Source organism: Pirellulales bacterium, assembly GCA_036267355.1.
In the GTDB taxonomy this organism is placed as follows: domain Bacteria; phylum Planctomycetota; class Planctomycetia; order Pirellulales; family DATAWG01; genus DATAWG01.
On the sequence record DATAWG010000067.1, the window covers coordinates 1 to 24,219 of the forward strand.

Genomic DNA, 24,219 nt, shown 5'->3' on the forward strand with positions numbered 1-24,219 from the left:
GCAAGCAGATCGACCGTTGTACAGCAAGACGGACTAGCAGCGCCATTGGACAAGAACCAGCCGCCGGCGCCGCGTGGTGCGGAAGAGGCTACAGGCTTCAGGTAAGCAGGGCACGTCCGCCGGAGGCGGACATGCTTCGTCCTGTAGTCTGTAGCCTGTAGCCTGTAGCCTGTCGCCTGTAGCCTTCTCCCGCGTCGTCCGTCTCAAGTGCCTCGAGCCGAGTCGTCTGCGAGTAGCATGCCACAAAGCGTGGCTCGAATTCCAACAGAAAATTGCGGCGAACGATGAATTTCGAATAAGGCGCCAACGTAGCAGGCACACTCCGTGTGCCGTCGGCGCTCCGCGGCGGGTTGCGCACAGAGCGGGGCAGACGGCACACGGAGTGTGCCTGCTACGTTGGGTGCGGCCTTGCGGCCGCGCGCTACGCCGCTTCGATTTCGACGGCGATATTTTCCCGGCAATGCCATGGCGCTGACCGCGGTGCGGGCGACGATGAATTTCGAATGAAGGCGTCAACGTAGCAGGCACATTCCGTGTGCCGTCTGCGCTTCGCGGCGGGTTGCGCACAGAGCGGGGCGGACGGCACACGGAGTGTGCCTGCTACGTTGGGTGCGGCCTTGCGGCCGGGATCGATCCGCTCTGGTTTGCATTCGCGTCGTTTTTGATCGTTGGGGGGTGATTCTTGCTTCTCGTGCGGCGTGCGATTAGATTTGCACCAGCCAGGACCTGCCGGTTTTCAAGCTCGCACACTCTGTAATCCCACTCCGAAGGATGATCCATGAAACGCCTGCTGATGACGACGATGTTCGCATTGCTGTTTGCCGTTCCCGCTCGAGCCGATAACGCGAGGCCCAACACGGCCGCGAAGCCCGCTCCGCGCGATCCGGGCTGGGTGAAGCGGCACGAAGGATTTGTCGAAATCGCCAAGAAGGGTGGGGTCGATTTGCTGTTCCTCGGCGATTCGATCACCGACGGCTGGCGCGGGCGGGGCAAAGAGGTTTGGGCGAAGAATTACGAACCGCTCAAGGCCGCCAATTTCGGCATCGGCGGCGACCGCACGCAACACGTCCTGTGGCGTTTGCAAAACGGCGAGCTCGACGGCATCAAGCCAAAATTGGCCGTGCTAATGATCGGCACCAATAATCTCGGCTCGAACACCGACGAGGAAATCGTCGACGGCATCAAGGCTATCATCGAAGAGTTGCACACGAAATCGCCGGAAACAAAGCTGCTTTTGCTCGGCATCTTCCCCCGCTCGATGAAGGCCGACGACAAAGCCCGGGCCCGCATCAAACACATCAATTCGGAAATCGCCAAGCTCGACGACGACGGCAAGACGATCAAGTATCTCGACATCGGCAACAAATTCTTGGAGCCGGACGGCACGCTTCCGAAGAGCATCATGCCCGATTCGTTGCATCCGAACGCCAAAGGCTACGAAATCTGGGCCGAAGCAATCAACCCAACCGTGAAAGAAATGATGAAATGACGCGATGCATGAAGCGCGCCGTCTTGTTGGCAACGCTGCTCGTCGGCCTATGATCGGGAATCGTTCGGGCTGACGATCCATCTGCGGCGAACGAGATCCCGGCGGCATCAAGCTATATGTGCCGCTCGACGACGAGGGCACGAAATGGCAGACGCACTGGCTCGACGCCACCCAGATGGCGTGCGAAGACCTGAAAATCGCCGATTTCGACGGCGACGGCCAGCCCGACATCATCGCCGCCGGCCGAGCGACGCATAATCTCGCAATCTATTGGAACCGCGTCGTTGGCAGTTCCACCGATCGACGGCCGAGGAATTAGCCGGGCCCTGCCGGCGCATCCTCGAGCCTTATGCGTTTTCTGTTGCCCATTGCCCGGTCGCGCGGTGTTCGACGGCGGCGCCGATGAAGCCGGCGAACAGCGGGTGGGCGGCCGTCGGCTTCGATTTGAATTCCGGGTGAAACTGCACGGCTACAAACCAAGGGTGCTCCGGCAATTCGATGATCTCCACGAGGGAATTGTCGAGGTTCGTCGCCGCGACGGCCATGCCATGGGCTTCGAAACGCTGCCGATAGACGTTGTTGAATTCGTAGCGATGGCGATGCCGTTCGGAGATCTGATCGCGGCGGTAGCAGCCGCGGGATCGGCTCATTGGATTGAGCCGGGCGTGCTGGGCTCCGAGCCGCATCGTGCCTCCTTTGTCGGTGATCGATTTTTGTTCGTCCAATAAGCAAATCACCGGATGGGGCGTGTCTTTGCTGAACTCGGTGGAATGCGCCCCGGCGAGCCCGACGACATTTCGGCCAAATTCGATCACGGCGCATTGCATTCCCAAGCAGATGCCGAAAAACGGGATGCCGCGTTCGCGGGCAAAGCGGATCGCTTCGACTTTGCCTTGGATGCCGCGCTCGCCGAATCCGCCCGGCACCAGAATGCCATCGAAACCGGCCAGGAGCCGCTCGGCCCCTTGCTGCTCGATCGATTCGCTTTGGATGCTGTGGATTCCGACCTGCACCTGATGGGCAATGCCGGCGTGGTCGAGCGATTCGTAGATCGACTTATAGGCGTCGCGGTGGCCCGCGTATTTTCCGACGACGGCGATCGAAATCTCGTGTTGCGGATTGCGGAGCCGATGGAGCAGATCGCGCCAATCGTCGAGCTCCGGCGCGCCGCCTGCCAAGCTGAGCCGGCGCACGATCAATTCGTCGAGCTGATTGTCGACAAGGCTGAGCGGCACTTCGTAGATCGAAAAATCTTTGTCGCGCTCTTCGATGACCGCGGCGGTGGGCACATTGCAAAATAGCGCGATTTTTTCCCGATCTTCGCGGCTCAATGGCCGCTCGGTACGGCAAATGAGCACATCGGGCTGAATACCGATTTGCCGCAACAGGCCGACGGAATGTTGGGTCGGCTTTGTCTTCAGTTCGCCGGCCGCCTTGAGATAGGGCACGAGCGTGAGATGGATGTAAAGACAGTTTTCCTTGCCGACATCGAGCGAAAACTGGCGGATGGCTTCCAAAAACGGCTGGCTTTCGATATCCCCGACCGTGCCGCCGATTTCGGTGATCACGACATCGACCGTTTCATCGCGCAGCTTGCGCACGGCGGCTTTGATTTCGTCGGTGATATGCGGGATCACCTGCACGGTCTTGCCGAGGAATTCGCCGCGCCGCTCTTTGTTGATCACCGACAGATAAATTTGTCCGGTCGTGTAGTTCGAATCGCGGGTGAGCGGGCCGTGGGTGAACCGTTCATAGTGACCCAGATCGAGATCGGTTTCGCTGCCGTCGTCGAGCACGTACACCTCGCCGTGCTGATAGGGGCTCATCGTGCCCGGATCGACATTGATATACGGATCGAATTTCTGCATGCGGACCGACAGCCCGCGGGCCTCCAGCAGCATGCCGATCGAAGCGCTGGTCAGCCCTTTTCCGAGCGAACTCACCACACCGCCGGTCACGAAGATATGTCGGGTCATGGAGCCAATGAATGGGATGAAAGGGCGTCGATTCAACGGAGGAAAGTATTGCTAGCATCATTGGAACCGGATCGAGCAAAATCGTCAATCCGACGTTGGATCAGGCCGATCTTGTTCGGGCGCGGCGAGCAAACAGGTTCTCAGGCCACAGCCAAAATGATGGGCAATGACCGCCGCATCGTCGCGCTTGGGGGTGAGCGATCTTTCAACAATCGGCGGGATCCGACGAGCCGATCTTCTTTTTAGTGAGGCCGTACCGCACGCTGGCGCCGCGAGCACGCCTCTCGCGGGGGTTTATTCGAGTGCTTGCGCATTTTGATATGGCCGATGGGCTTTGCCGTTGTGCCAGTGGCCAGCGCAGCCGGCCAGTGCCGGCCGGCGATTTGACGTTGAGGCTCTGCAAGAGCTGACCCGACTACAATTCGACAACGGCGCCATTGGATAGGGATTGCAGAGTCTGGCGGCGCTCACACAGGCCGACTTCGCTGGCCAGTGGCACACAGCCTGGTGTGCTTGCACATTGCGATCAGACCGATGGGCAGAGCAAGTGGCACGCGATCGGCGCAGAAGAGTTTGACGGTTCAGCAAGATCGTTTCAACGTCCGGCCCGGGCTGACGCGGTACGAAGAACCGGCGCGGCGCGGAGAACCGCTTCGGCCGGCACGATCAAAACCGAAATATCGTAGCCATCGCGGGTGAGCGAATAGGCGGCTTTCGGGCGCTCCTTCACCACTAGGGATTGCCGGATCAGCGACATCATGGCGTTTCGAAACGGGCCCGGGTGCATTTTGCAATCGGCCGGGTTGAGGAAGAGCATTTTATCCGGGCCCGCCTGGTAGCGGCGAAAGCAGGCCAGAATCGACCGTTCCGAAGGAGTCATATGCGTCTCCCGGTTTCGAATCATGGGGCACCCATCAGAGGCGGAATCGCGGTAAACCAAACACAATCGACCAACCGCACCCGCCGACACTCCATCCTTTGGAGCGCATGTGGGCAACAGGGGCTTATCGCCGCATCGCCTATCTTGACGACAAGCCTCGGCCCGTTCAGGTTCTCCCGATTTTAGCAGTTTTCGAACGGAAATATAGGCATAAAACCAAAAGCAACGCGATATCTTGGTCGCGAACGGCTTCGGCAACGACTGCTTCGAGTGTCCGGCGCCGCGCACCAAGCGATCGCCGTCGACCGACGCCGCGGTGCAGGCAGCTTCATCAAAATCGCGACACTCGACCGCTCGCCGGCGTTGTCAAAGCCGACGTAGAATTGGTTTTGCGGCGATGCTGCGCGCCAAGCGGCGAACTATCCTTGGTCGGAGCGATCGGCGGGCTTCGTCGTGTGATGCAGGACGGGCGCAATTCCGCGGGTGGATTGAATTTCGGGCGATTTTTGTTACCTTAAGCGGCGACAAGGAGCAAGCATCCGTGAAGATTCTGCTGGCAACGAGCGAGGCCGTTCCTTTCGCCAAAACCGGCGGATTGGCCGACGTGTGCGGCGCCCTACCGCTGGAATTGGCCCGGTTGGGCCACCAGTCCACGCTGATCATGCCGGCCTACCGTCAAGTGTTTCAAGCCGGACTGCCGATCGAACCGGTCGGATTGCCGTTGGAAATTCGTGTCGGCCAAAAGACGGTAAGCGGCCGGCTGCTACGTAGCTTTCTGCCCATCGAAGAAAAGCACGGCCACACTTCGAGCAACAATTCCGCTCCATCGGCCACCGCCGCCGCGGGCGTGCCGGTCTATTTCGTCGAGCAGGCACAATATTTCGACCGCGATCAACTCTACGGGCCGGGCCTGGCCGATTATCGCGACAACTGCGAACGCTTCGTGTTCTTCTCCCGCGCGGTGCTCGACGTAATCAGCCATTTGAATCTCGGCGTGGACCTGCTGCACGTTCACGATTGGCAAACCGGCCTGATTCCGGCCTATTTGAAGATCGAATATCGCTCGAAGCCCGGCTATGAAAAAATCGCGTCGCTGCTGACGATCCACAACCTGTCGTATCAAGGCACATTCTGGCATTGGGACATGCTTTTGACCGGCTTGGATTGGAAATACTTCAACTGGCGGCAAATGGAGTTTTTCGGCAATCTGAATTTGCTGAAAACCGGCTTGGTGTTCGCGGATGCGATCAACACGGTCAGCCCGCGCTACGCGGAGGAAATTCAAAGCGCTCCGCTCGGCTGCGGGTTGGAAGGGGTGTTGCAACATCGGCGAGCGGCCTTGTCGGGCATCTTGAACGGCGTCGATTATCACCAATGGGATCCCGCGACCGACGTGCATTTGCCGGCGAAATATGGTCCTGACAATGTCCGCGAGGGCAAGGCGGCCAATAAGGCGGCGCTGCAAGCCGAGCTGAATCTTGCGCCCGATCCGAATGTGCCGCTGCTGGCCTTCGTGGGTCGAATGGTCGAGCAAAAGGGAGTCGACCTGATCGCTCAGGTCATGCAGGAATGGGTGCTCACCAGCCGGGCCCAATGGGTGGTGTTGGGCACCGGCGACGCGAAAGTGCAGGAGCAACTCGCCCTCTTGGCCCAGCGATTTCCGCAGAAGGTTGCCGCGAAGTTCCAGTTTTCCGATCCGCTCGCGCATCGGATCGAAGCGGCGGCCGACTTGTTCTTGATGCCGAGCCGATTCGAGCCGTGCGGTTTGAGCCAGATGTATAGCTTGAAGTATGGCACGGTGCCGGTCGTGCGTGTAACGGGTGGATTGGCTGACACGATCGTCGACACGACCGAGGAGACACTTGCCGCCGGTAGTGCGAACGGATTCACCTTCTACGAGCCGACATCGCACGGCCTGTCGTCGACGCTTAAGCGCGCCCTGGCCTACCATGCCCGCCCCGAGGCTTGGCTGCGCCTGATGACCAACGGCATGACGGAAGATTGGTCGTGGACCAAGAGCGCCAAGCAATACGCCGATCTCTACGCAACCACGATTGCCCGAGCCCAGGTCCCCGCGGTAAGCAAGGAAGCCAGCGGCAAAGAAATTCGGCCATCGACGGTGTAGCAGCCGCAGCGGAACGCGCGAAACCGCCAGCGGCCTCAAAGAACCGTTTGGAATTGGAAGCTCGCTTGCGGTTTCGCGCGTGGCACTTGGTTATCTGGCCCCCGACCCCCGGCCCCTAGCCCCCCCGGCCCCTAGCCCCCTCGTCCCTAGCCCCTCGCCCCGCTCATGCACGACATCCATCTCGCCATCCTCTGGCACCAACATCAGCCGTATTATCCCGACGACGTGACGGGCGAGAACCCGATGCCGTGGGTTCGGCTGCATGCGTCGAAAGACTATTGGGGGATGGCGCAGCTATTGCGCGAGATTCCCGAATTCCACGCCACGATCAATCTCGTTCCGAGCCTGATCGTGCAACTGCAGAAATACGACGAAGGACACGAAGACACGCATTTGCGCGTGTCGCGATTGCCGGCCGATGGCCTGTCGGCCGAAGACATGCACTATCTGCTCGACAACTTCTTCATGGTCCATCCGGACCACAACATTCGCCCATTCCCGCGCTACAACGAACTGTACGAAAAGCGTGGCTTGGGCATCGACCCGCCCGAGCGGGCGGCAAAGCGATTCTCGAGCCGCGACATCATCGATCTGCAATGCTGGTCGAACCTGGCCTGGATTCATCCGCTGGCTTTCGAGCTCGATCCCGATTTGAACGATCTATTGGCCAAGGGCCAGCACTGGAGCGAAAAAGAAAAACAGTTGCTGATCGACAAGCAGTTGGATTTGCTGCGGCAAGTGATTCCGTTGCACAAGGAGCTGGCCGAATCGGGGCAAATCGAATTATCCACGACTCCGTTTTACCATCCGATTTTGCCGCTGCTTTGGGATAAACGGCTGGCGCGGCAAGCGATGCCGGAAGTGTCGTTGCCGCAACATCTCGAAGGCTATCCGGAAGATGCCGCGGAGCAGATTCGCCGGGCCGTCGATTTCCATGCCCGCGTGTTCGGCGCTGCGCCGCGCGGGATGTGGCCCTCGGAAGGATCGGTCGCGCAGGCCATCATTCCGGCCATTGCCGCCGCCGGCATCGAATGGATCGCCACCGACGAAGAAATTCTTTCTTGCTCGACGGACGGCTGGGTTTCGCGCGACGGGCAGGGATTTCTGCGCAATCCCGAAATGCTCTATCGCCCTTGGCGTGTCGAGGAGAAGGGGCGCAGCGTGCAGATGGTGTTTCGCGATCATGCGATGAGCGACCAGATCGGATTTCACTGTCAGCGCATGTCGGCGCAGCATGCCGTCGACGATCTGCTGGGCAAGCTGGAAGGAATCGGCCGCGCGACCACCGGCAACGCCGGCAAACGGCCGACGCTGGTGAGCATCATTCTCGACGGCGAAAACTGTTGGGAATACTATCCGCGCAGCGGAGTCGATTTCTTGCGAACGCTCTATCGCCGCGTCGTCGAGCATCCGCGAATCACGCCCACGACCGTCGGCGACTACGTGCGGCAGCACCCGGCGACCGACAAGATCGGCACGCTCTTCGCCGGCAGTTGGATTCAACACAATTTCGGCATCTGGCTCGGCCATTCGGAATGCAATCGGGCCTGGGACCTGCTGTTTGAGACGCGCGAGCATCTCGCGTCTGTTCCGCAGGGAGCCGGCGGAACGAAATCGGCCGACCAGCTTGCCCAAGCCCGCCGCGAGTTGTTTATCGCCGAGGGGAGCGATTGGTTCTGGTGGTTCGGCGATAGCCACCATAGCGCCCAGCAAGATTTGTTCGACCATCTATTTCGCAAGCATTTGCAAAATGTTTACACGATTCTCGGCGATCCGGTTCCGACCGAATTGCTAAGGCCGATCCGTGGAAACGCCGTGCAGCCGCGAATGTATAGCGAGCCCAGCGGGCTGCTGAACGTGAAGATCGACGGACGCGTGAGTTATTTCGAGTGGCTGAACGCCGGCTTCTATGCGCCGACGCACGGTCGCGGAGCGATGAGCATCGGCACCGCCACGCGCTCGGAAGGCCTTTACTTCGGATTCGATGCCGACAACCTGTTCCTGCGGCTCGATGCCCGCGGCGGCCCGGTGCGCGGGCAATGGACCGACATCGATTCGCTGCGCGTGGCGTTCAGCCGGCCGGCGGGTTACGAACTGCTTGTGCTGCATCCATGGCGGCTGGAGCCGATCGCGCATTTGTATCGCTACGACGTGCCGATCGGCCGGCCCGGCGTGCAGATCGCGGCGGATGCGGTCGTCGAGATCGCGATCCCGTGGAAGAGTCTGGCGGCGGCCCAGGACGATGCGGTACACTTGTACGTGGAGTTGATGCAGCAAGAACAGCCGATGGAGCGGCTGCCGCACGAAGGGAGTATTGAAACCGTCGTTCCCTCCCCCGACTACGAACTGCTGATGTGGCAAGTATGAGCGGGGCCGGACCAATTATCCACGGACGGGGAACGGGCAAACCACAGAGTCGCCGAGAATACCGAGAAGCGGAAGCATCGGAATGGACGAGCAAGATCCTCTGACTCAAGCCTCTGTGACTCGGTGGTTAGAACTTCGATCGCGGAAAGAATAACTCCCCATCCTATCCCATGATCACACCATCCTTTCTGACCGGCTTTTGGTTTTTTGTGGGCGGATTGGTTTTCGGCAGCTTTATCGAGTATTGGGGCCATCGGATTTTGCACCAGTGGCGGGCGATCGGCGGCGTGCACCGCAATCATCATGCGACCGGGGTCGGCCAAGGCGTGCTGCTGGAGTATTGGGACTACATCAAGCCGCTGTTTCCGCTGATGTTCCCGATGTTTTTGGTGTCGCTGCCCGCCGGAATCGGCTGGTTTCTGGGCACGAACGCCTTCGCTTTTTTCTCGGCCTATTCGCACCAATTGCAGCACGAGAATCCGCTCAAATGTTTTTGGATGCGGATGCCGAACCATTACGTGCATCACAAATTGAACATGTGGCACTACAATTTCGGCATGGCCCTGGATATCTGGGATCGTGTGTTTCGAACCTACAAGCCGGTCGAAGCGGCGAAATGGCGCGAAGGACTCGACCCTGAACAAAAGAAACGCAGCCTGCTCGACGTGCGCTGGTGGTGATCGGGTCGGATCGAGCAGGCGACGCGCAAAACCGCAAGCGAGCCGCCAACTCAAACGCGGCGACGAAGCTCGCTTGCGGTTTCACGCGTCGAACCGCTGTGAATGGAAACAGAAATCCCACGACTGGCAAGGACAGCCGCTTCTCACTTCTCTTGGCGGAGAAGATCGGTGCGAAGGGCGGCACGACCAATTTCTATAAGGTCGCACACCGACTTCCTCAAGCCCGTAGCCTCGAGCCTTCCGCCCCATGCCTGATTTGCGAAAAGATCCGATCGTCGGGCGATGGGTGATCGTGGCCAAGGGGCGGGCCAAGCGGCCGCACGATTTCGTCAGCCAGCCGCAAGTGAATCCGGGCCGGTTCTGCCCCTTCTGCGAAGGAAGCGAGCACGCGACCCCCGGCGAGATTCTCGCCTATCGCAATTCCGGCTCGGCGAGCAATGGCCGGGGCTGGCGCGTGCGCGTCGTGCCGAATAAATTTCCCGCGCTCGAAATCGAAGGAGATCTGCAAAAGCGCGGCGACGGGATTTACGACATGATGCGCGGCGTCGGCGCCCACGAAGTCATCATCGAATCGCCCAACCATGTGCTGAGCACGTCCGATCTGAGCGACAAACAGTTGCGCGAGGTGTTTTGGGTCTATCGCGATCGGCTCGCGGATTTGAAAAAAGATCGCCGCCTGGTGTATGGGTTGATCTTCAAGAATGTCGGTCCCGCGGCGGGCGCATCGCTCGAGCACACGCATAGCCAACTGATCGTCACTCCGATTGTGCCGATCACGGTCCGCGAGGAGATGGCCGGCTCGGAAACTTTCTTCCATTACCGCGGCCGCTGCGTGTTTTGCGACATGATCCATCAAGAGCTAGCGGCCGAGGAGCGGATCGTGCTCGATTCGCCCGGCTTTGTCGCCATCGCCCCGTTTGCCAGCCGATTTCCTTTCGAAACGTGGATTTTGCCCAAGCAGCATTCGAGTCATTACGAGAACATTCAGAAGAGCGGCGTCGACGATTTGGCACGTGTTGTGCGACAAGTGATCGCGCGCATCGAAGCGGCCGTCGATCGCCCTGCTTACAACTACGTTCTTCACACGGCCCCCTTTGACAGCCACGAGCTAGGCCACTATCACTGGCATATAGAGATTATTCCGCGTTTGACGAACACGGCCGGCTTCGAATGGGGCACCGGTTTTTACATCAATCCCGTCCCGCCGGAAGAAGCGGCCGCGTTTCTAAGAGATATCGAAGATCGCACACCACAAACACCGACAATTCCTATAACGGGCTCTGGGCAATCTGCATAAAGTAACACTCCGAGGGGTCTGGCTCATTTTTCGGCCGTTGGCGATTTGGCTCTTGTGCAACGCCGCGGCCGAAAAATGTGCCCGACCCCCCTTGAACCCGCGGGGTCTGGCTCGTTTTTCGGCCGCATAGCCGTTTCCAACGGCGTGCGGCGCCGCGGCCGAAAAATGTGCCTGACCCCCTTGAACCGCCGCGACGGCTCCATTCCCCACCGCGTCCCCAACCTCTCCTCCCCATGCCACAACCGATCCAGTTCATCTTCGCGTTGCACGATCATCAGCCGATCGGCAATTTCGATGGAGTGTTCGAACAAGCCTATGAAGACAGCTACCGGCTGTTTCTCGATTTGTTCGAACAGTTTCCGCATCTTCGGATCGCGTTGCACACGAGCGGGCCGCTGGTTGAATGGCTCGACAATCATCATCCCGAGTATCTCGACCGCTTGGCGGGCCATGTGGCAACCGGCCGGATCGAGATCATCGGCGGCGCATTCTACGAACCGATTTTGGCGATGATTCCGTCGCGCGATCGCATCGGCCAAATCCGCTCGTTTACCAGTTGGTTGAAGGATCGTTTGGGGGCCGACGTGCGCGGGATGTGGATTCCCGAGCGCGTTTGGGAGCAGAGCATGGCCAGCGATCTCGTGGCCGCGGGAATCGAATACACGATTCTCGACGATTCGCACTTTAAAAACGCCGGGCTCGATTCCGAAGAGCTCACCGGCTATTTCCTCACCGAAGACGAAGGGCACGTGCTCCGCGTCTTTCCGGGCAGCGAACGGCTTCGCTACGTCATTCCGTTTGCCGACGTGCATGAATCGATCGACTATTTGCGCGGCCTTGCGGAGCGGCACCCCGGCGCGGTGGCCGTGTTTGCCGACGACGGCGAGAAATTCGGCGTCTGGCCGGAGACGAAGCTGAATGTTTTCGATCGCGGTTGGTTGCGCCAATTTTTCGAACTGTTGGCGGCGAATCAAGACTGGATTCGCATCACGACGCCGTCGGAGGTGATCGATCATGTGCCACCGGTGGGCAAGGTGTATCTGCCCGAAGGCAGCTACCGCGAGATGACCGAGTGGGTGTTGCCGCCGCAGCAATTGGCCGCCTACGAAGACGCTCGCAAGGAGCTGGAGCCCGATCCGCGTTGGCCGAAAATTGCCCGCTTCGTTCGCGGCGGTTTTTGGCGCAATTTCAAGGTGCGCTATCCCGAAACCAACGAAATGTATTGCCGCATGATGGCCGTCAGCCGCCGGCTGCAAGACATGGCCGACGCCGGGATCGACGAAGATGCGCTCCGCTCGGCCCGCACCGAGCTTCATCGCGGCCAGTGCAATTGCCCCTATTGGCACGGCGCCTTCGGCGGCGTGTATCTGCCGCATCTTCGCAATGCGATCTACAACCATCTGATCGCTGCCGACAATCTGCTCGACCAGGCCGCGGGGCGGCTGCAAAGCGATTCTACCTCTAGCGGCGCGACGACGACAAACCGGATCGCGGGCTCCAACGGCGCGGCAGGCCATAGAAATGCCGCAGCCGGTTGGGTCGAAGCGGCCGGCGACGATTACGATTTCGACGGCCGGCCGGAAGTGCAATTGGCCGGCGACAAACTCATCGCCTGGATCGCTCCCAGCCGCGGCGGGCAAATTTACGAACTCGACATTCGCTCGATTTGCCACAACCTGCTGGCCACGCTCAGCCGCCGGCCGGAGGCCTATCATCGCCTCGTAAAGGCCGGCCCCGCGGGCGCCGGCGGCAGCGTGATCGATGCGAATTCGCCCGTGAAATTCAAGCAGGCCGGGCTGGAAAACCATCTGCAATACGATTCATACCTTCGCAAGAGCTTGCTCGACCATTGGTACGACGACAACATCTCGCTCGACGCCGTAGCTCGCGGCGAAGCGCAGGAGCGCGGCGACTTTTTGGGCCTGCCGTTCGAAGCCAAGTTGCGGCGAAATCCCGGCCGAATCCAAGTCCTGCTCACGCGCTCCGGCAACGCCTGGGGAATCCCCATCAAGATCACCAAGGGCGTCACGCTGCAAGCCGGCAGCAACACGCTGGAATTCGCCTACTTGCTCGAAGGCTTGCCGCGCGATCGTGCCATCCACTTTTCGATCGAATTCAATTTCGCCGGAATGCCATCCGGGGCCGACGATCGTTATTTCCACGCCGGCGGCGCGCTGGCCAACCATCATCTGGGCCAGCTCGGCGCCCGGCTCGACATGACCGAAAGCGCCGGCCTCGGCCTGACGGACCAATGGCTCGGCCTCGACGCCGATTTGGCCTTCTCGCGCCCGACCTCGATTTGGACCTACCCGATCGAAACGGTCAGCCAGTCGGAAGGGGGTTTTGAATTGGTGCACCAATCGGTGGTCGTACAACCGCATTGGCACGTTCAAGGCGATGCCGATGGCCGATGGAGCGTAACGTTCCAGTTGGCCCTCGACACATCGCTAGCTGAAAACCGCCGCATCGAAGCGCCCGCCGTCGCCGTGCACGGCTGATTGCGAACGGTAGCAGGCACACTCCGTGTGCCGTCCGCCACGCAAATCGGGTCGCCACGGCCAATCGGCGTGCAAACTCTTTTCGACTTGGATCGCGTCTTCCCGCGCCGACGGCATTCGGAGAATGCCTGCTACGTAGCAGGCACACTCCGTGTGCCGTCCGCCACATAAATCGGGTCGCCACGGCCAATCGGCGTGCAACCTAATTCCGGCATGGATCGCGTCTTGTTGCGCCGACGGCATTCGGAGAATGCCTGCTACGTTTGCCGGGTGCCACCGGCTCCGGCCAGTGCCAGTGTGACATTCACCGTCGGCGACGAAAGCACTGGCAAAGCCAGCGGCGCACGCACACGAATTCTGAAATCATCTTCAATCCAAGAATCTCTTACCAAGCCCGCCATACGCATCGATCCGCCGGTCGCGCAGGAACGGCCAGTGGGTGCGCACCACGTCGATTTGCGATAGATCGCATTCGACGAGCAGCGTTTCTTCGGCATCGTGGGCCGCTCGGGCCAAGATGTTGCCATTCGGATCGCAAACGAACGACGCCCCCCAAAATTCGATGCCGTCTTCGACGTCGGTGCGATTCGTCGCCGCCACGAACACTCCATTGGCAATCGCGTGGCTGCGCATCATCGTTTCCCACGCAGCATGTTGGCTCGCGCCGAATTCCGCCTTCTCGGCGTGCAACCAGCCGATCGCCGTCGGATAAAACAAAATCTGGGCGCCGGCCAAAGCCACGAGCCGCGCCGCCTCGGGATACCATTGGTCCCAACATACCAATGGCCCGATGGGCCCAAACCGCGTCGGCACGCTTCGAAACCCGAGATCGCCCGGCGTGAAATAAAATTTCTCGTAATAGTTCGGATCGTCGGGAATGTGCATCTTGCGATAGGTTCCCGCCAGGGAACCGTCGGCATCCAGCACGACCGCCGTATTGTGATACAAGCCGGCCGCTCGCCGCTCGAACAGCGATCCGACGATCACGACTCCGTGCGTCTCCGCCGCCGCCGCGAGCGCTTCGCTCGTCGGCCCGGGCAAAGGTTCCGCTTCGGCGAACCGCCGATGGTCTTCGGTCTGGCATGGATACCGGCCGGCGAACAACTCTTGCAAGCAAACGACATTGGCCCCGGCCGCGGCGGCCTCGGCGATGCGCGAGAGCGCCTTGTCGACGTTCGCTTGCTTCACTTCGCCGCACCGCATCTGCACCAGCGCAATGGTCACGCGCTCGTTCGACAACCGCGGATTGGAAGGCATATTCGGCATTCGACGAAAATCGGCTTCGGTTCGGCGTCCCTCGCTGACGCTTCGGGCTAGCGTGAAGCATACCAGCCCGAGGCGTCAGCGAGGGACTTCCGGGCCACGAGCTGCTCGGGTTCCACTACATGCCATTGCGATGGTACTCTATGCGACACCATGCGCGAATCGGTCGGCGGATTATTCATCACGGGAACGGACACAGGCGTCGGAAAGACCTACGTCGGATCGCTCGTGGCACGCGCTCTGGCTGCCGAGGGTCGGCGGGTCGGCGTTTACAAGCCGGTCGCCAGCGGCTGCCCGCGCGACGGCGATCGGTTGCGCGCCGATGATGCGGTCCAACTGTGGGAGGCGGCCGGACGCCCCGGCGAGCTCGAGCGTGTTTGCCCGCAACGATTCGCAGCGCCGTTGGCGCCGCATCTCGCGGCTCGAGCGGAAGGCGCACGGGTCGATCGGCAACAGCTTCGTGGCGGGCTCGAATATTGGCTTGAGCGGTCCGACATCGTCATCGTCGAAGGCGTGGGCGGTCTGATGTCGCCACTGTCGGACGAGGATTATGTGGCCGATCTGGCGTATGAGTTGCGGTATCCGCTAATTGTCGTGGCGCGAAATATCCTGGGCGTGATCAACCAAACCCTTCAAACCCTGATTACGGCTGCGACATTTCGCCGCGGCTTGCCGATCGCGGGGATTGTATTGAATCGGCCGTGGCCGCCAGGCAAGCGCGTTGAAGGCGGATCGGCCGGCATGGCAGAGCCCGATCCCAGCATCGAGTCAAATGCGGACGAGATTGCCCGCCGCTGTGTTCCGCCGCTGTTGGCCGAAGTCGATTACGGAGCGGAACGATTCGATCGGCCCGTGGATTGGTTCGGCTTGTCGCGATCGTAGCGAATCTGCGGAGGTGGAAGTTCGTGCGGCGCCACACGCCGCCGGATTCTCGCGTCCTGTCGTCTGTAGCCTCGAGCCATCAGGCTCTTCCGATTTGCCTCCCACTCCGCCATGACGTAGGTTTTGGAGATTCACGGGGTGCGATAGGCTTGCGACACCGCGCCCAGGGCCGTTCGGCCCGCGGGCGTTCTGTTCTTCGTTGGACGGAGATTTCCGCCGTTATTGCAGCCACTGCTTCCCGTCCACGGGCGAACATGGAAGAGCATGAACTTCAGGCTGACTCCGCGCTCGGCAGGTGCGCATCCGGCCTCCGCACCGCGCAACCTCGTTCTCGCGCGCAATTGCTTCTCGCCGCCCAAACCGCGCGGCTGGAAGATATCGAAACGAATCTGGCGTCGCAGGTCGACGCGCTCTTGCGATCCGCGGCCGATGGTTTGGCGGCCGACGCCGAGGCCTTGCAATACGATTTCGCCCGTCGCGATCAATCGCTCGCCGACCGCCTCCGCGAACACGAAACCCTGATTGCCGAATTCCGCCGGCAGCAGCACGACCTGGCGCGCAAGAGCGAGGATATCGAAGCGGCCAGGATCGAAGCCGCCGATGTCCGGCAATCGCTCGTCCAAGCGCAGGCCGACCTGCAGCGCGAGGCCGAAGAGCTGGCCCGCAGCCGTGGCCGGTGCAAGCAGCTTGAAGAACGGCTTTCCCGTGAATCCGAGCAGCTCGAAGTTCGCCGCGAGCAGACAAAAGACCAGCGAAGGCGAATTGCGCAGGAGCTCAAAGCCGAGCGCGATTCGCAACAGCATGAGGTCGGCGAGCTGCGCCGCACGATCGAACAATTGCGCAGCCAGCAGCAGAGAGGCGCCGATCAAGCAATCGCCGAACTTCGGCAAAAGCGCGACGAACTCGAATCGCTGCGTCGACAGCACCAGCACGACGTTCAGCGGCAGAAATCCACGCTCGATGCGCGCGCCGCCGAACTCGATAGCGAAGCCGCCAGGCTGGAAACCGTGGCGGCCGATATGGAGGGCAAGTCGGCCGAATTCCATGCCGCACGCGAATTGCTCGACGCCCGCGAAAGCGCGCTTTCCAACCAGAAGCCATCGGCCGCCGCCGTGCCCGATGAACAACTACGGCAGCTAAACGAATCGCTCGCCGATGCCCGCCATACCTCAGCCGCGGCCACGGCCACCGCTTCCGAATTATCGCAAACCGTCGATGACCTGCGGCAATCGCACGAACGGCTGCGCGAATCGGCCGAGGTTTCCGAACAGCGGCATGGCGAATTGCAACACAAATACCAACTGCTCGAGCAAGAATACCAGAATCTCCGCCGCAGCCCGCAACCGTCGAGCGATTCCGCGCCGCCGGCCGGTTGGGCAACCGAACGCGATGCGCTGATTGCCCGCGTGGCCGAGGCCGAGCACCAGCTTTCGCAGCTCGATTTGCAGCGGCTGGAAGACTCGCAACGGCGGTTCGAAATGGCTGTTGCCGATGTGCGCGATTTGAAGCGCCGCAACTCCGAATTGGAAGAGCAATTGATGTCGGTTCGTGCCGCAGGCGGCGACAATGCGTGGCGGCGCCCCCAGGAAGACGCTGTGTTGGACTGGGAAGCGACGAAGCGCCGCATGCTCGAATCGCTTGAATCCGACAATGGCCCGGTCGAGGCCGAGCAACTTCTGACCGTGGAAAGCACGATTCAAATCACCGACGAAATCGTGTCGAGCAAAGACCGCGAAATTACCGAGCTGCGGATGCTGTTGTCGCAGCAGAGCAGCAATATCGGCGCCGTCGCAGTCGGCGCCGCGGCGATCGCCGAATCGTTCAATCAAGATGAATTGATCCAGCAAGAGCGAGAAAAACTTCGCCTGCTTCAAGAGGAATGGCGCGAAAAGCTGCGTCAGGCAGAAATCGATATCTCGATCGAACGGGCGCGCATTGCCCGTCAAAAGGTCGAAATCGAAGAAAAAGTGTCGGCCTACGATTCGGTCCGCGCCCAGCACCATGCGGACGACGCCGCTGATCCCACAAGCACCGCCAAGCAACCAACACGCGGCCGCTGGCTAACCCGCCTCGGGCTAAAAGAAGACTCGGCCTGACGCCCGGAGTCGCTCCTGATCTTAGCCTCCGCCGGATGCAGCGGCATGGATCGACGCTGCCGCCGACGGCAAGATAGTCCGGCTTTTATCGGCTTACCACGCCCGCAAGCTCCAACGCACCGATGCGCTTCTCGTCGTATGCCAGCCACTCCCGAAGCACTTCGTCGGTATGCTCGCCGATGGCCGGCGGCGCTTGCGGAGAACAGAGCGGCCGGCCGTCGTAGTGAATGGGTGATGCCACGGTGGCGAATTGCCGGCCGCGTTCGTCAGCGAGCTGCTGAATCATTTCGCGGGCCGCGATTTGCGGCGTGTGCATCGCCTCGTCGATCGCCAGCACCGCCGAGCAGGGCACATCGGCCGCATCGCACAGCTTCAGCCATTCCGCATTGGTTTTGCTGCGCATGAGGTCTGCCAAGAGCGGAATCAGCTCGTCGCGATGCTCGACGCGCGATGGATTGCTGCCAAAGCTCGGACCGGCCGCCAGAGAATTGCATTCGGCCGCTGCGCAAAAACGCCGCCATTGCCCGTCGTTCCCGATCGCCAAAACCAAAAAGCCGTCGGCCGTTGCAAATGCTTCGTAGGGCACGATCTGAGGGTGGGCGTTGCCCCAGCGCCTCGGGCGCTGGCCGTTCACCAGCACTCCCTGCACGACATTCACGAGCGCCGCAAGCGTGCAATCGGCCAATGCGATATCGAACGAACCGAGTTTCGCATCGCTCGGCGGTGTGGTCGCTGACGACGTTCGGTCGCGTGCCAGTAGGCCGCTCAGCGCGGCGACGGCCGCGTACAGGCCGCTCAGAATATCGGTAATCGCGACGCCGACTTTCATTGGCGGCCCTTCCGGCGGCCCGGTGATCGACATCAGGCCCACCCCCGCCTGCACCGTGAGATCGTATCCCGGCGCGTCGGCCGCCGGACCGGTTCGGCCGTAGCCGGAGATCGAAACGCGCACCAATTCCGGGTTCAACGCTGCAAGCCGGGCTGGCTCCAATCCGAGTTTGACGAGCGCCGCCGGGAGAAAGTTTTCGACCACGACGTCGGCGGCTTGCAGCAGATCATCGAGCACGCCGCGGGATTCGGCCCTCGCCAGATCGAGGGCCAACGAGCGCTTGCCTCGATTGCACGAGAGGTAGTAAGCGCTGGGGCCACCGTCGCCGAGAAACGGCGGCCCCCATTGCCGTGTGTCGTCTCCCGTGCCGGGACGCTCGATCTTGACCACTTCGGCCCCCAGGTCGGCAAGAAGCTGACAACAAAACGGTCCGGCCAGAACTCGTGAAAAGTCCAATACCCGAATGCCGTTCAGCAGGTTCGCCGCTTGCGCCATCATCCACCGTTTTCCTTGTTGCCGAGCGCCAGTATACTGGCAATCGCCAAGCGCGAGGATAGCTCGGGTTTATAGGCGACGATTTGACGTGGGTGCCGCGGCAACGAAGATTCGCTGAGCCATTATGGTGTTGCCCAGCCGAAAGTCGCCACGCACTCGCCCCTTTGCTGCCGGCCGATCCGGCCGCACCACTTGGCTGGAGCCGTGGAATCGATTCACCGTAGGGAGCCTGCATGGCCAACGAGTTTGATCCTTATCGCGAGGCATTGGTTGTCGAGCATGTCACCATTTGGCCGGACGAATACGACGACTGGTCATTGTTCGAGCGGCAGCGCGTCGAAGCGCTTTTGCACTCCGAACCCCAGCAGGCGGCCCAATTGGACTACATTCGGCAACATACTGGTTTCTGCCGGCAAATCACTGTGACGACTGAAGATCTCGATCGCGTCGCATCGGCATAGACCGGCGTCCGCGATCCATCGATGGAATCGCTGAACGAACGACGCTCGGCGACGCATTCAGGCTGGAAAGCCTGATCGATGGATGGGCGCGAACGCGAAATGTCATTATAAAACCTGCACACCCATTCGCGATCCGCCCTCCGATAATGCCGCCACCGATCCAAACGATTCGCGTCGCACTGGCCGAACGTGCCTATTCGATCGCCATCGGCGCCGGCACGCTTGCCGAAGCGGGCCTCATTTTGCGCAAAGTCGCGTCGGCGACGCATGTCGCGCTGATTACCGACGCCCATGTCGAGCGACTTCACGGCCAAACCGTTGCCGATTGTCTCGCCGGTTCCGGGATGCGGGTCAACACGATTGTCGTCGATCCCGGCGAGCAAGCAAAAAGCACCGTGGTTGCCGACTATCTGTGGCGCGAACTGCTCGAGCTCGGCGCCGACCGGAAAACGGTTGTCGTCGCTCTCGGGGGCGGAGTCGTCGGCGATCTGGCAGGATTCGTGGCCGCCACCTACGCCCGCGGCCTCGGTCTGCTGCAAATTCCGACGACGCTGTTGGCCCAGGTCGACAGCTCGGTCGGCGGGAAGGTGGGGATCAACCTGCCCGACGCCAAAAACATGGTCGGAGCTTTTTGGCAACCGATCGGCGTGCTGATCGACATCGATACGCTGGCGACGCTCCCGCGGCGCGAGTATGTGTCCGGATTGGCCGAGGTCGTCAAATACGGCGTCATTCTCGACGCCGATTTTTTCGGCGAACTGGAAACCAACGCGGCCGCGATTTCGGCGCGGCAGTCGGACATGCTGGCGCGGGTGGTCGCGCGCTGCTGCCGGCTCAAGGCCGACGTGGTTGAAGCCGATGAACGGGAAACCGGCTGCGGGCGGCCCGAGTTGAACCGCGCCGTTTTGAATTATGGCCATACGTTCGCCCATGCCCTCGAAACCACGAGCGGCTATGGCCGCTGGCTGCATGGTGAAGCCGTGTCGATCGGCATGATGTGCGCCGCTCGATTGGCCCGGCGGCTTGGGCGCGTGGACGACCGATTTGTCGGCCGGCAGCGCGAGCTGTTGATGGCGCTCGGCCTGCCAGTCGAGACGCCCGACTCGGATGCCGAATTGCTGCTGGCTGCCATGGCGCGCGACAAGAAAAGCGAGCATGGGCAACTGCGATTCGTGCTTCCGGAGCGGCTTGGGAAGGTCGAACTGGTAGGCGGCGTTTCGCCCGACGATGTGCGCAGCGCTCTCCGCGATTGAAGTGCGATTTGGCTCGGTCGATTTGGGACAGACTGGGCGCCATGCCCGCGGCTTTGCCTGGACATGTTTCGGCGATGCGATTCGCCGCTGCGCATGGCCACTCGCGGCAGTGGGCATGAGGCCCGATCCGAAAAATTTACGCTTTTGGAATCACATTACAGCAAACCGTGGTTCGGATGCGCAATGAAGCTTACGGTCATACAACGCAGCGTGATCGGCTTGGGCGCGGCGCTACTGCTGGAATTGCTGCTGGGATTTTGGCTGCTCCGCACGATCGAATCGTCGCTGAATGCGGGCCGGATGGTCGCACACAGCAACGACGTGCTCGTGAGGCTGAGCAACCTGTCGACCAAGCTCAACGACGCCGAGCGCGAATCGCGCGACTACTTGATGACCGGCTCGCAAGACGATTGGAAGTTGATCGAGCAATCGTTTGCCGGCGAGACTGGGCTGCAAATGCAGTTGCGCGATATGGTGGTCGACAACCCGCCCCAGGTGCAGCGGATTGCCGAGCTCGATCCGCTCATCAAGCGATTCATTGAAACGGTTGACTCGATCAAGACGGCCACGCCGGAAAGGCAACGCGATCTCTCCAATTCCGTCATGCTGCAGAACAACGGCATCCGCCAACGCACGCGGGATTTGCGCGACGAAGAACGGCGGCTGATGGACCGACGATTGGAAAGCCAAACGGCGAATACCCAACGGACGATGCTCTTCGCCACGCTCGGCACCTTGCTCGCGCTCGTGCTCGTGGGCGGCTCGGGATATTTGCTCATCGGCGAAGTGCGCGAGCGCACACAAGCCGAGCGCACGCTATTGGATCAGAAACGGCTGCTCGAATCGATCTTGAATTGCATGAGCGACGGCGTCGTGGTGGCCGATCTGGCCGGCCAGTTGACGATCTTCAACCCGGCCGCCGAGCAAACACTCGGGCTCGGCATGGTCGACGCCGCCGTGCCGGATTGGTCCGAACGGTATGGATTTTACCAGCCGGATCAAGAAACGCTCTTTCCGAGCGAACGCCTGCCCTTGGCGCGGGCGATCCGCGGAGAAAGCGTCGACGACGTGGAAATTCTCGTCCGCAATTCAGCGCGACTCAAAGGCGCCTGGCTGCGGATGAGCGGCCGCCCATTGCTCGACGATCACGATAATCCGTGCGGCGGCGTGGTCGTGTTTCGCGACATCTCGGAGCGCAAGCGAGCTGAAGATGAGCGATTTCGCGTGGCCGCGGAATCGGCCCCCAACGGCTTCGTGATGATCAATCGCGACGGCCATATCGTGCTCGTCAATTCGCAAATGGAAAGGCTTTTCGGCTACGAGCACACGGAATTGGTGGGACAATCGGTGGAACTGCTGGTGCCGGAAGCGTTTCAGCGGAGTCATCCGCGGCTGCGCGACGCATTCTTTGCCGCGCCGGCCGCGCGGGCGATGGGCAAGGGCCGCGATCTGCAGGGCCGTCGCAAGGATGGCAGCGAATTCCCGGTCGAAATCGGCCTCACGCCGATCCAAACCGGCGAGGGATTGCTCGTGATCGGCGCCGTCGTCGACATCACCGAGCGCAAGCGGGCCGAACTCGAGACGCAAAAGCTCAACGAACAATTGGAACGCCGCGTCGCCGAACGAACGAGCCAGCTCGCCGCGGCCAATGAAGAACTCGAAGCCTTCAGCTATAGCGTTTCGCACGACCTGCGTGCGCCGCTGCGGGCGATGAACGGTTTCGCCAAGATTCTCGAAGAGGATTTCGGCGCGCGCTTGGAAGACGGGTCGCGACGCTATCTCGGCTTGATCCAAAAAAATGCCGAGCGGATGGGGTCTTTGATCGACGATCTGCTGGCTTTTTCGCGATTGAACCGGCAAACGCTCACCCGCTCGCTGGTCGATCCGGCCGCCTTGGCTCGCGAAGTGTTCGACGTGTTGGAAGCCGAACGCAAGGGGCGCAACGTCGCCCTCGACCTTGGCCAGTTGCCCCCGTGCAGGGCAGATTACAATTTACTGCGGCAGGTGTTCGTCAATCTGCTCTCCAACGCGATCAAGTTCACGCGCTCGCGAACCGCCGCCCGCATCGAAATCGGCAGCTCGAACGGCGAAGGGCAGCCGACCTTCTTCGTCCGCGACAACGGCGTCGGATTCGATATGCGCTACGCCGATAAGCTATTTCGCGTCTTTCAGCGATTGCACCGCGTCGAGGATTATGAAGGGACGGGCGTCGGCCTGGCAATCGTGCAGCGCATCGTCGTTCGCCATGGCGGCCGCATTTGGGCGGAATCGGTTCTGGAACAAGGCACGACATTTTATTTCACACTCTCGGGAGACACGCCCAGTGGCTGACACTCCGGTTGACATCCTTCTCGTCGAAGACAGTCCCGACGATGTCGAACTCACGTTGCGTACGCTGAACAAGCATCTTGTCACGGTGCGGATCGAAGTCGTGCGCGACGGCGCCGAGGCGCTCGACTATTTGCTCTGCACCGGCCCACACGCCAACCGTTCGATCGATTTGAAGCCGGGCCTGGTGCTGCTGGATCTCAAGCTCCCCAAGCTCAGCGGCCTGGAGGTGCTCCGGGCGATCAAGTCCGACCCGCGCACGCGGACGATTCCGATCGTCGTGCTCACTTCGTCGAGCGAAGATCGCGATATCGCCGAGGCGTATCAATTCGGTGTAAACAGCTACATCGTCAAGCCGGTCGACTTCCAGCAATTCGACGAAGCAATCCGCCAAGTCGGCCTGTATTGGCTCCTTCTAAACTATCGCCCAGGTAAGTAAGTCGAACGCCCACGCTTGCAACCTCGTTGCGCCGTATTCGACGGGATCTTGCAGGGAGCCGAACAGGCGGGCGCGGCTGTTTTGCCTAGAAATACCGGTTGCCTATTTGTGCAGCAGGGGTCGCCTAACTCGCGGGACGGCAGGGATACTAAACGTGTTCCCGCCCATTCAGGATGATTTGCAACTCATTATGGCATAAAGCCTTTCGTCGCCGTGCGGCCTTCCGCAGCCAATCGCGGCACCGGCTTTGCTGCCTCGGCGTCGACACGTGCGGGTCGGATGAATCCGACCGAACCAATGGCGGTGATCGCAGGTTCGCAATCGTCGTGTTCTACGGCGCTGCCGAGCAGTGCTACAGGTTCGCCATTTCCGCATGTGTTGCTTCTTTCCGAATCGGCCGATCCAAACGAGCGACGATCCAACCCCACGCCGGCAGAAGGCATGGTGACGGACGTGCCGCGGCCAAAGGGGGTCATAATGACGCGATTGCGATCCGTGTGGAGTGTGGTGGCCGTTGCCGCCATGGCGGGTATGTTGGCAGTTGCCGGCCATGCCAAGGCCGACGATACGGTCAAGGTCGGGATCTTGCACTCGCTATCCGGGACGATGGCCATCTCGGAAACGTCGCTCCGCGACGTTGAATTGATGGCGATCGAAGAAATCAATGACGCCGGCGGCGTGCTGGGCAAGAAAGTAGTGCCGGTCGTCGTCGACCCCGCTAGCAACTGGGACTTGTTTGCCGAAAAGGCCAAGGAATTGATCACCGTCGACAAAGTGGTCGCCACGTTCGGTTGCTGGACCTCGGTGAGCCGCAAGTCGGTTCTGCCGGTGTTCGAGGAATACAACCAGCTTTTGTTCTAT

General features: G+C 60.9%; 18 protein-coding genes. 14 read left to right on the forward strand and 4 right to left on the reverse strand.

Annotated elements, in window-relative coordinates; translation table 11 throughout:
• Positions 1–778: 778 nt before the first annotated feature.
• Together VHX65_10355 and VHX65_10360 are read left to right on the forward strand one after the other, a co-directional pair.
• Positions 779–1,489: a platelet-activating factor acetylhydrolase IB subunit gene (locus tag VHX65_10355; GenBank protein HEX3998942.1), complete on the forward strand. Its 711-nt coding sequence runs from the start codon at positions 779–781 to the stop codon at positions 1,487–1,489.
• Positions 1,490–1,607: 118 nt separating this feature from the next.
• Positions 1,608–1,808: a VCBS repeat-containing protein gene (locus VHX65_10360; GenBank protein HEX3998943.1), complete on the forward strand. Its 201-nt coding sequence runs from the start codon at positions 1,608–1,610 to the stop codon at positions 1,806–1,808.
• Between the two features lie 28 nt (positions 1,809–1,836).
• Here the strand turns inward: VHX65_10360 and VHX65_10365 are convergent, their stop codons facing one another.
• Complete coding sequence (locus VHX65_10365) at positions 1,837–3,465, reverse strand: CTP synthase (GenBank protein HEX3998944.1); 1,629 nt, start codon at positions 3,463–3,465, stop codon at positions 1,837–1,839.
• 595 nt (positions 3,466–4,060) lie between these two features.
• A complete protein-coding gene (locus VHX65_10370; protein ID HEX3998945.1) occupies positions 4,061–4,345 on the reverse strand; it encodes a hypothetical protein in 285 nt (94 codons plus the stop codon).
• A gap of 541 nt (positions 4,346–4,886) precedes the next feature.
• Between VHX65_10370 and VHX65_10375 the strand changes: the two genes are divergently transcribed.
• From VHX65_10375 to VHX65_10395, 5 genes are all read left to right on the forward strand, one after another.
• Positions 4,887–6,470: a glycogen/starch synthase gene (locus VHX65_10375; GenBank protein HEX3998946.1), complete on the forward strand. Its 1,584-nt coding sequence runs from the start codon at positions 4,887–4,889 to the stop codon at positions 6,468–6,470.
• A gap of 165 nt (positions 6,471–6,635) precedes the next feature.
• The gene (locus VHX65_10380) at positions 6,636–8,837 is read left to right on the forward strand and encodes a glycoside hydrolase family 57 protein (GenBank protein ID HEX3998947.1); all 2,202 of its coding nucleotides are present in this window, start codon (positions 6,636–6,638) and stop codon (positions 8,835–8,837) included.
• Positions 8,838–9,007: 170 nt separating this feature from the next.
• The gene (locus tag VHX65_10385) at positions 9,008–9,517 is read left to right on the forward strand and encodes a sterol desaturase family protein (GenBank protein HEX3998948.1); all 510 of its coding nucleotides are present in this window, start codon (positions 9,008–9,010) and stop codon (positions 9,515–9,517) included.
• Positions 9,518–9,764: 247 nt separating this feature from the next.
• Positions 9,765–10,814 carry a galactose-1-phosphate uridylyltransferase gene (gene galT / locus VHX65_10390; GenBank protein ID HEX3998949.1) on the forward strand — a complete coding sequence of 350 codons (1,050 nt, stop codon included), beginning with the start codon at positions 9,765–9,767 and terminating at the stop codon, positions 10,812–10,814.
• Between the two features lie 233 nt (positions 10,815–11,047).
• Positions 11,048–13,312, forward strand: a complete 2,265-nt coding sequence (locus tag VHX65_10395) for an alpha-amylase/4-alpha-glucanotransferase domain-containing protein (protein HEX3998950.1) — start codon at positions 11,048–11,050, stop codon at positions 13,310–13,312.
• Between the two features lie 369 nt (positions 13,313–13,681).
• Here VHX65_10395 and VHX65_10400 read toward each other — a convergent pair whose 3' ends face one another.
• A complete protein-coding gene (locus VHX65_10400; GenBank protein ID HEX3998951.1) occupies positions 13,682–14,569 on the reverse strand; it encodes a carbon-nitrogen hydrolase in 888 nt (295 codons plus the stop codon).
• 159 nt (positions 14,570–14,728) lie between these two features.
• On the opposite strand from VHX65_10400, the gene bioD reads away from it, so the two are divergent.
• Positions 14,729–15,457, forward strand: coding sequence for a dethiobiotin synthase (bioD, locus tag VHX65_10405; protein ID HEX3998952.1), 729 nt, complete (start codon positions 14,729–14,731; stop codon positions 15,455–15,457).
• Between the two features lie 341 nt (positions 15,458–15,798).
• On the forward strand, positions 15,799–17,553 hold the full coding sequence (locus VHX65_10410) for a hypothetical protein (GenBank protein ID HEX3998953.1): 1,755 nt from the start codon (positions 15,799–15,801) through the stop codon (positions 17,551–17,553).
• Positions 17,554–17,638: 85 nt separating this feature from the next.
• On the opposite strand, the gene VHX65_10415 is transcribed toward VHX65_10410, so the two are convergent.
• Positions 17,639–18,880, reverse strand: a complete 1,242-nt coding sequence (locus VHX65_10415) for a CaiB/BaiF CoA-transferase family protein (GenBank protein ID HEX3998954.1) — start codon at positions 18,878–18,880, stop codon at positions 17,639–17,641.
• A gap of 230 nt (positions 18,881–19,110) precedes the next feature.
• Between VHX65_10415 and VHX65_10420 the strand changes: the two genes are divergently transcribed.
• The 5 genes from VHX65_10420 to VHX65_10440 all read left to right on the forward strand — a co-directional run.
• Entirely contained in the window at positions 19,111–19,338 is a 228-nt protein-coding gene (locus VHX65_10420; GenBank protein HEX3998955.1) for a hypothetical protein, read from the forward strand.
• A 146-nt stretch (positions 19,339–19,484) separates the two neighbouring features.
• Positions 19,485–20,591, forward strand: coding sequence for a 3-dehydroquinate synthase (gene aroB, locus VHX65_10425; GenBank protein HEX3998956.1), 1,107 nt, complete (start codon positions 19,485–19,487; stop codon positions 20,589–20,591).
• 183 nt (positions 20,592–20,774) lie between these two features.
• A complete protein-coding gene (locus VHX65_10430; protein ID HEX3998957.1) occupies positions 20,775–22,922 on the forward strand; it encodes a PAS domain S-box protein in 2,148 nt (715 codons plus the stop codon).
• The gene (locus VHX65_10435) at positions 22,915–23,358 is read left to right on the forward strand and encodes a response regulator (protein HEX3998958.1); all 444 of its coding nucleotides are present in this window, start codon (positions 22,915–22,917) and stop codon (positions 23,356–23,358) included. Before VHX65_10430 ends, VHX65_10435 begins: the two co-directional genes overlap by 8 nt.
• A 279-nt stretch (positions 23,359–23,637) precedes the next feature.
• Positions 23,638–24,219 (forward strand): transporter substrate-binding protein (locus VHX65_10440; protein HEX3998959.1); only part of this gene is annotated, 582 nt, incomplete at its 3' end.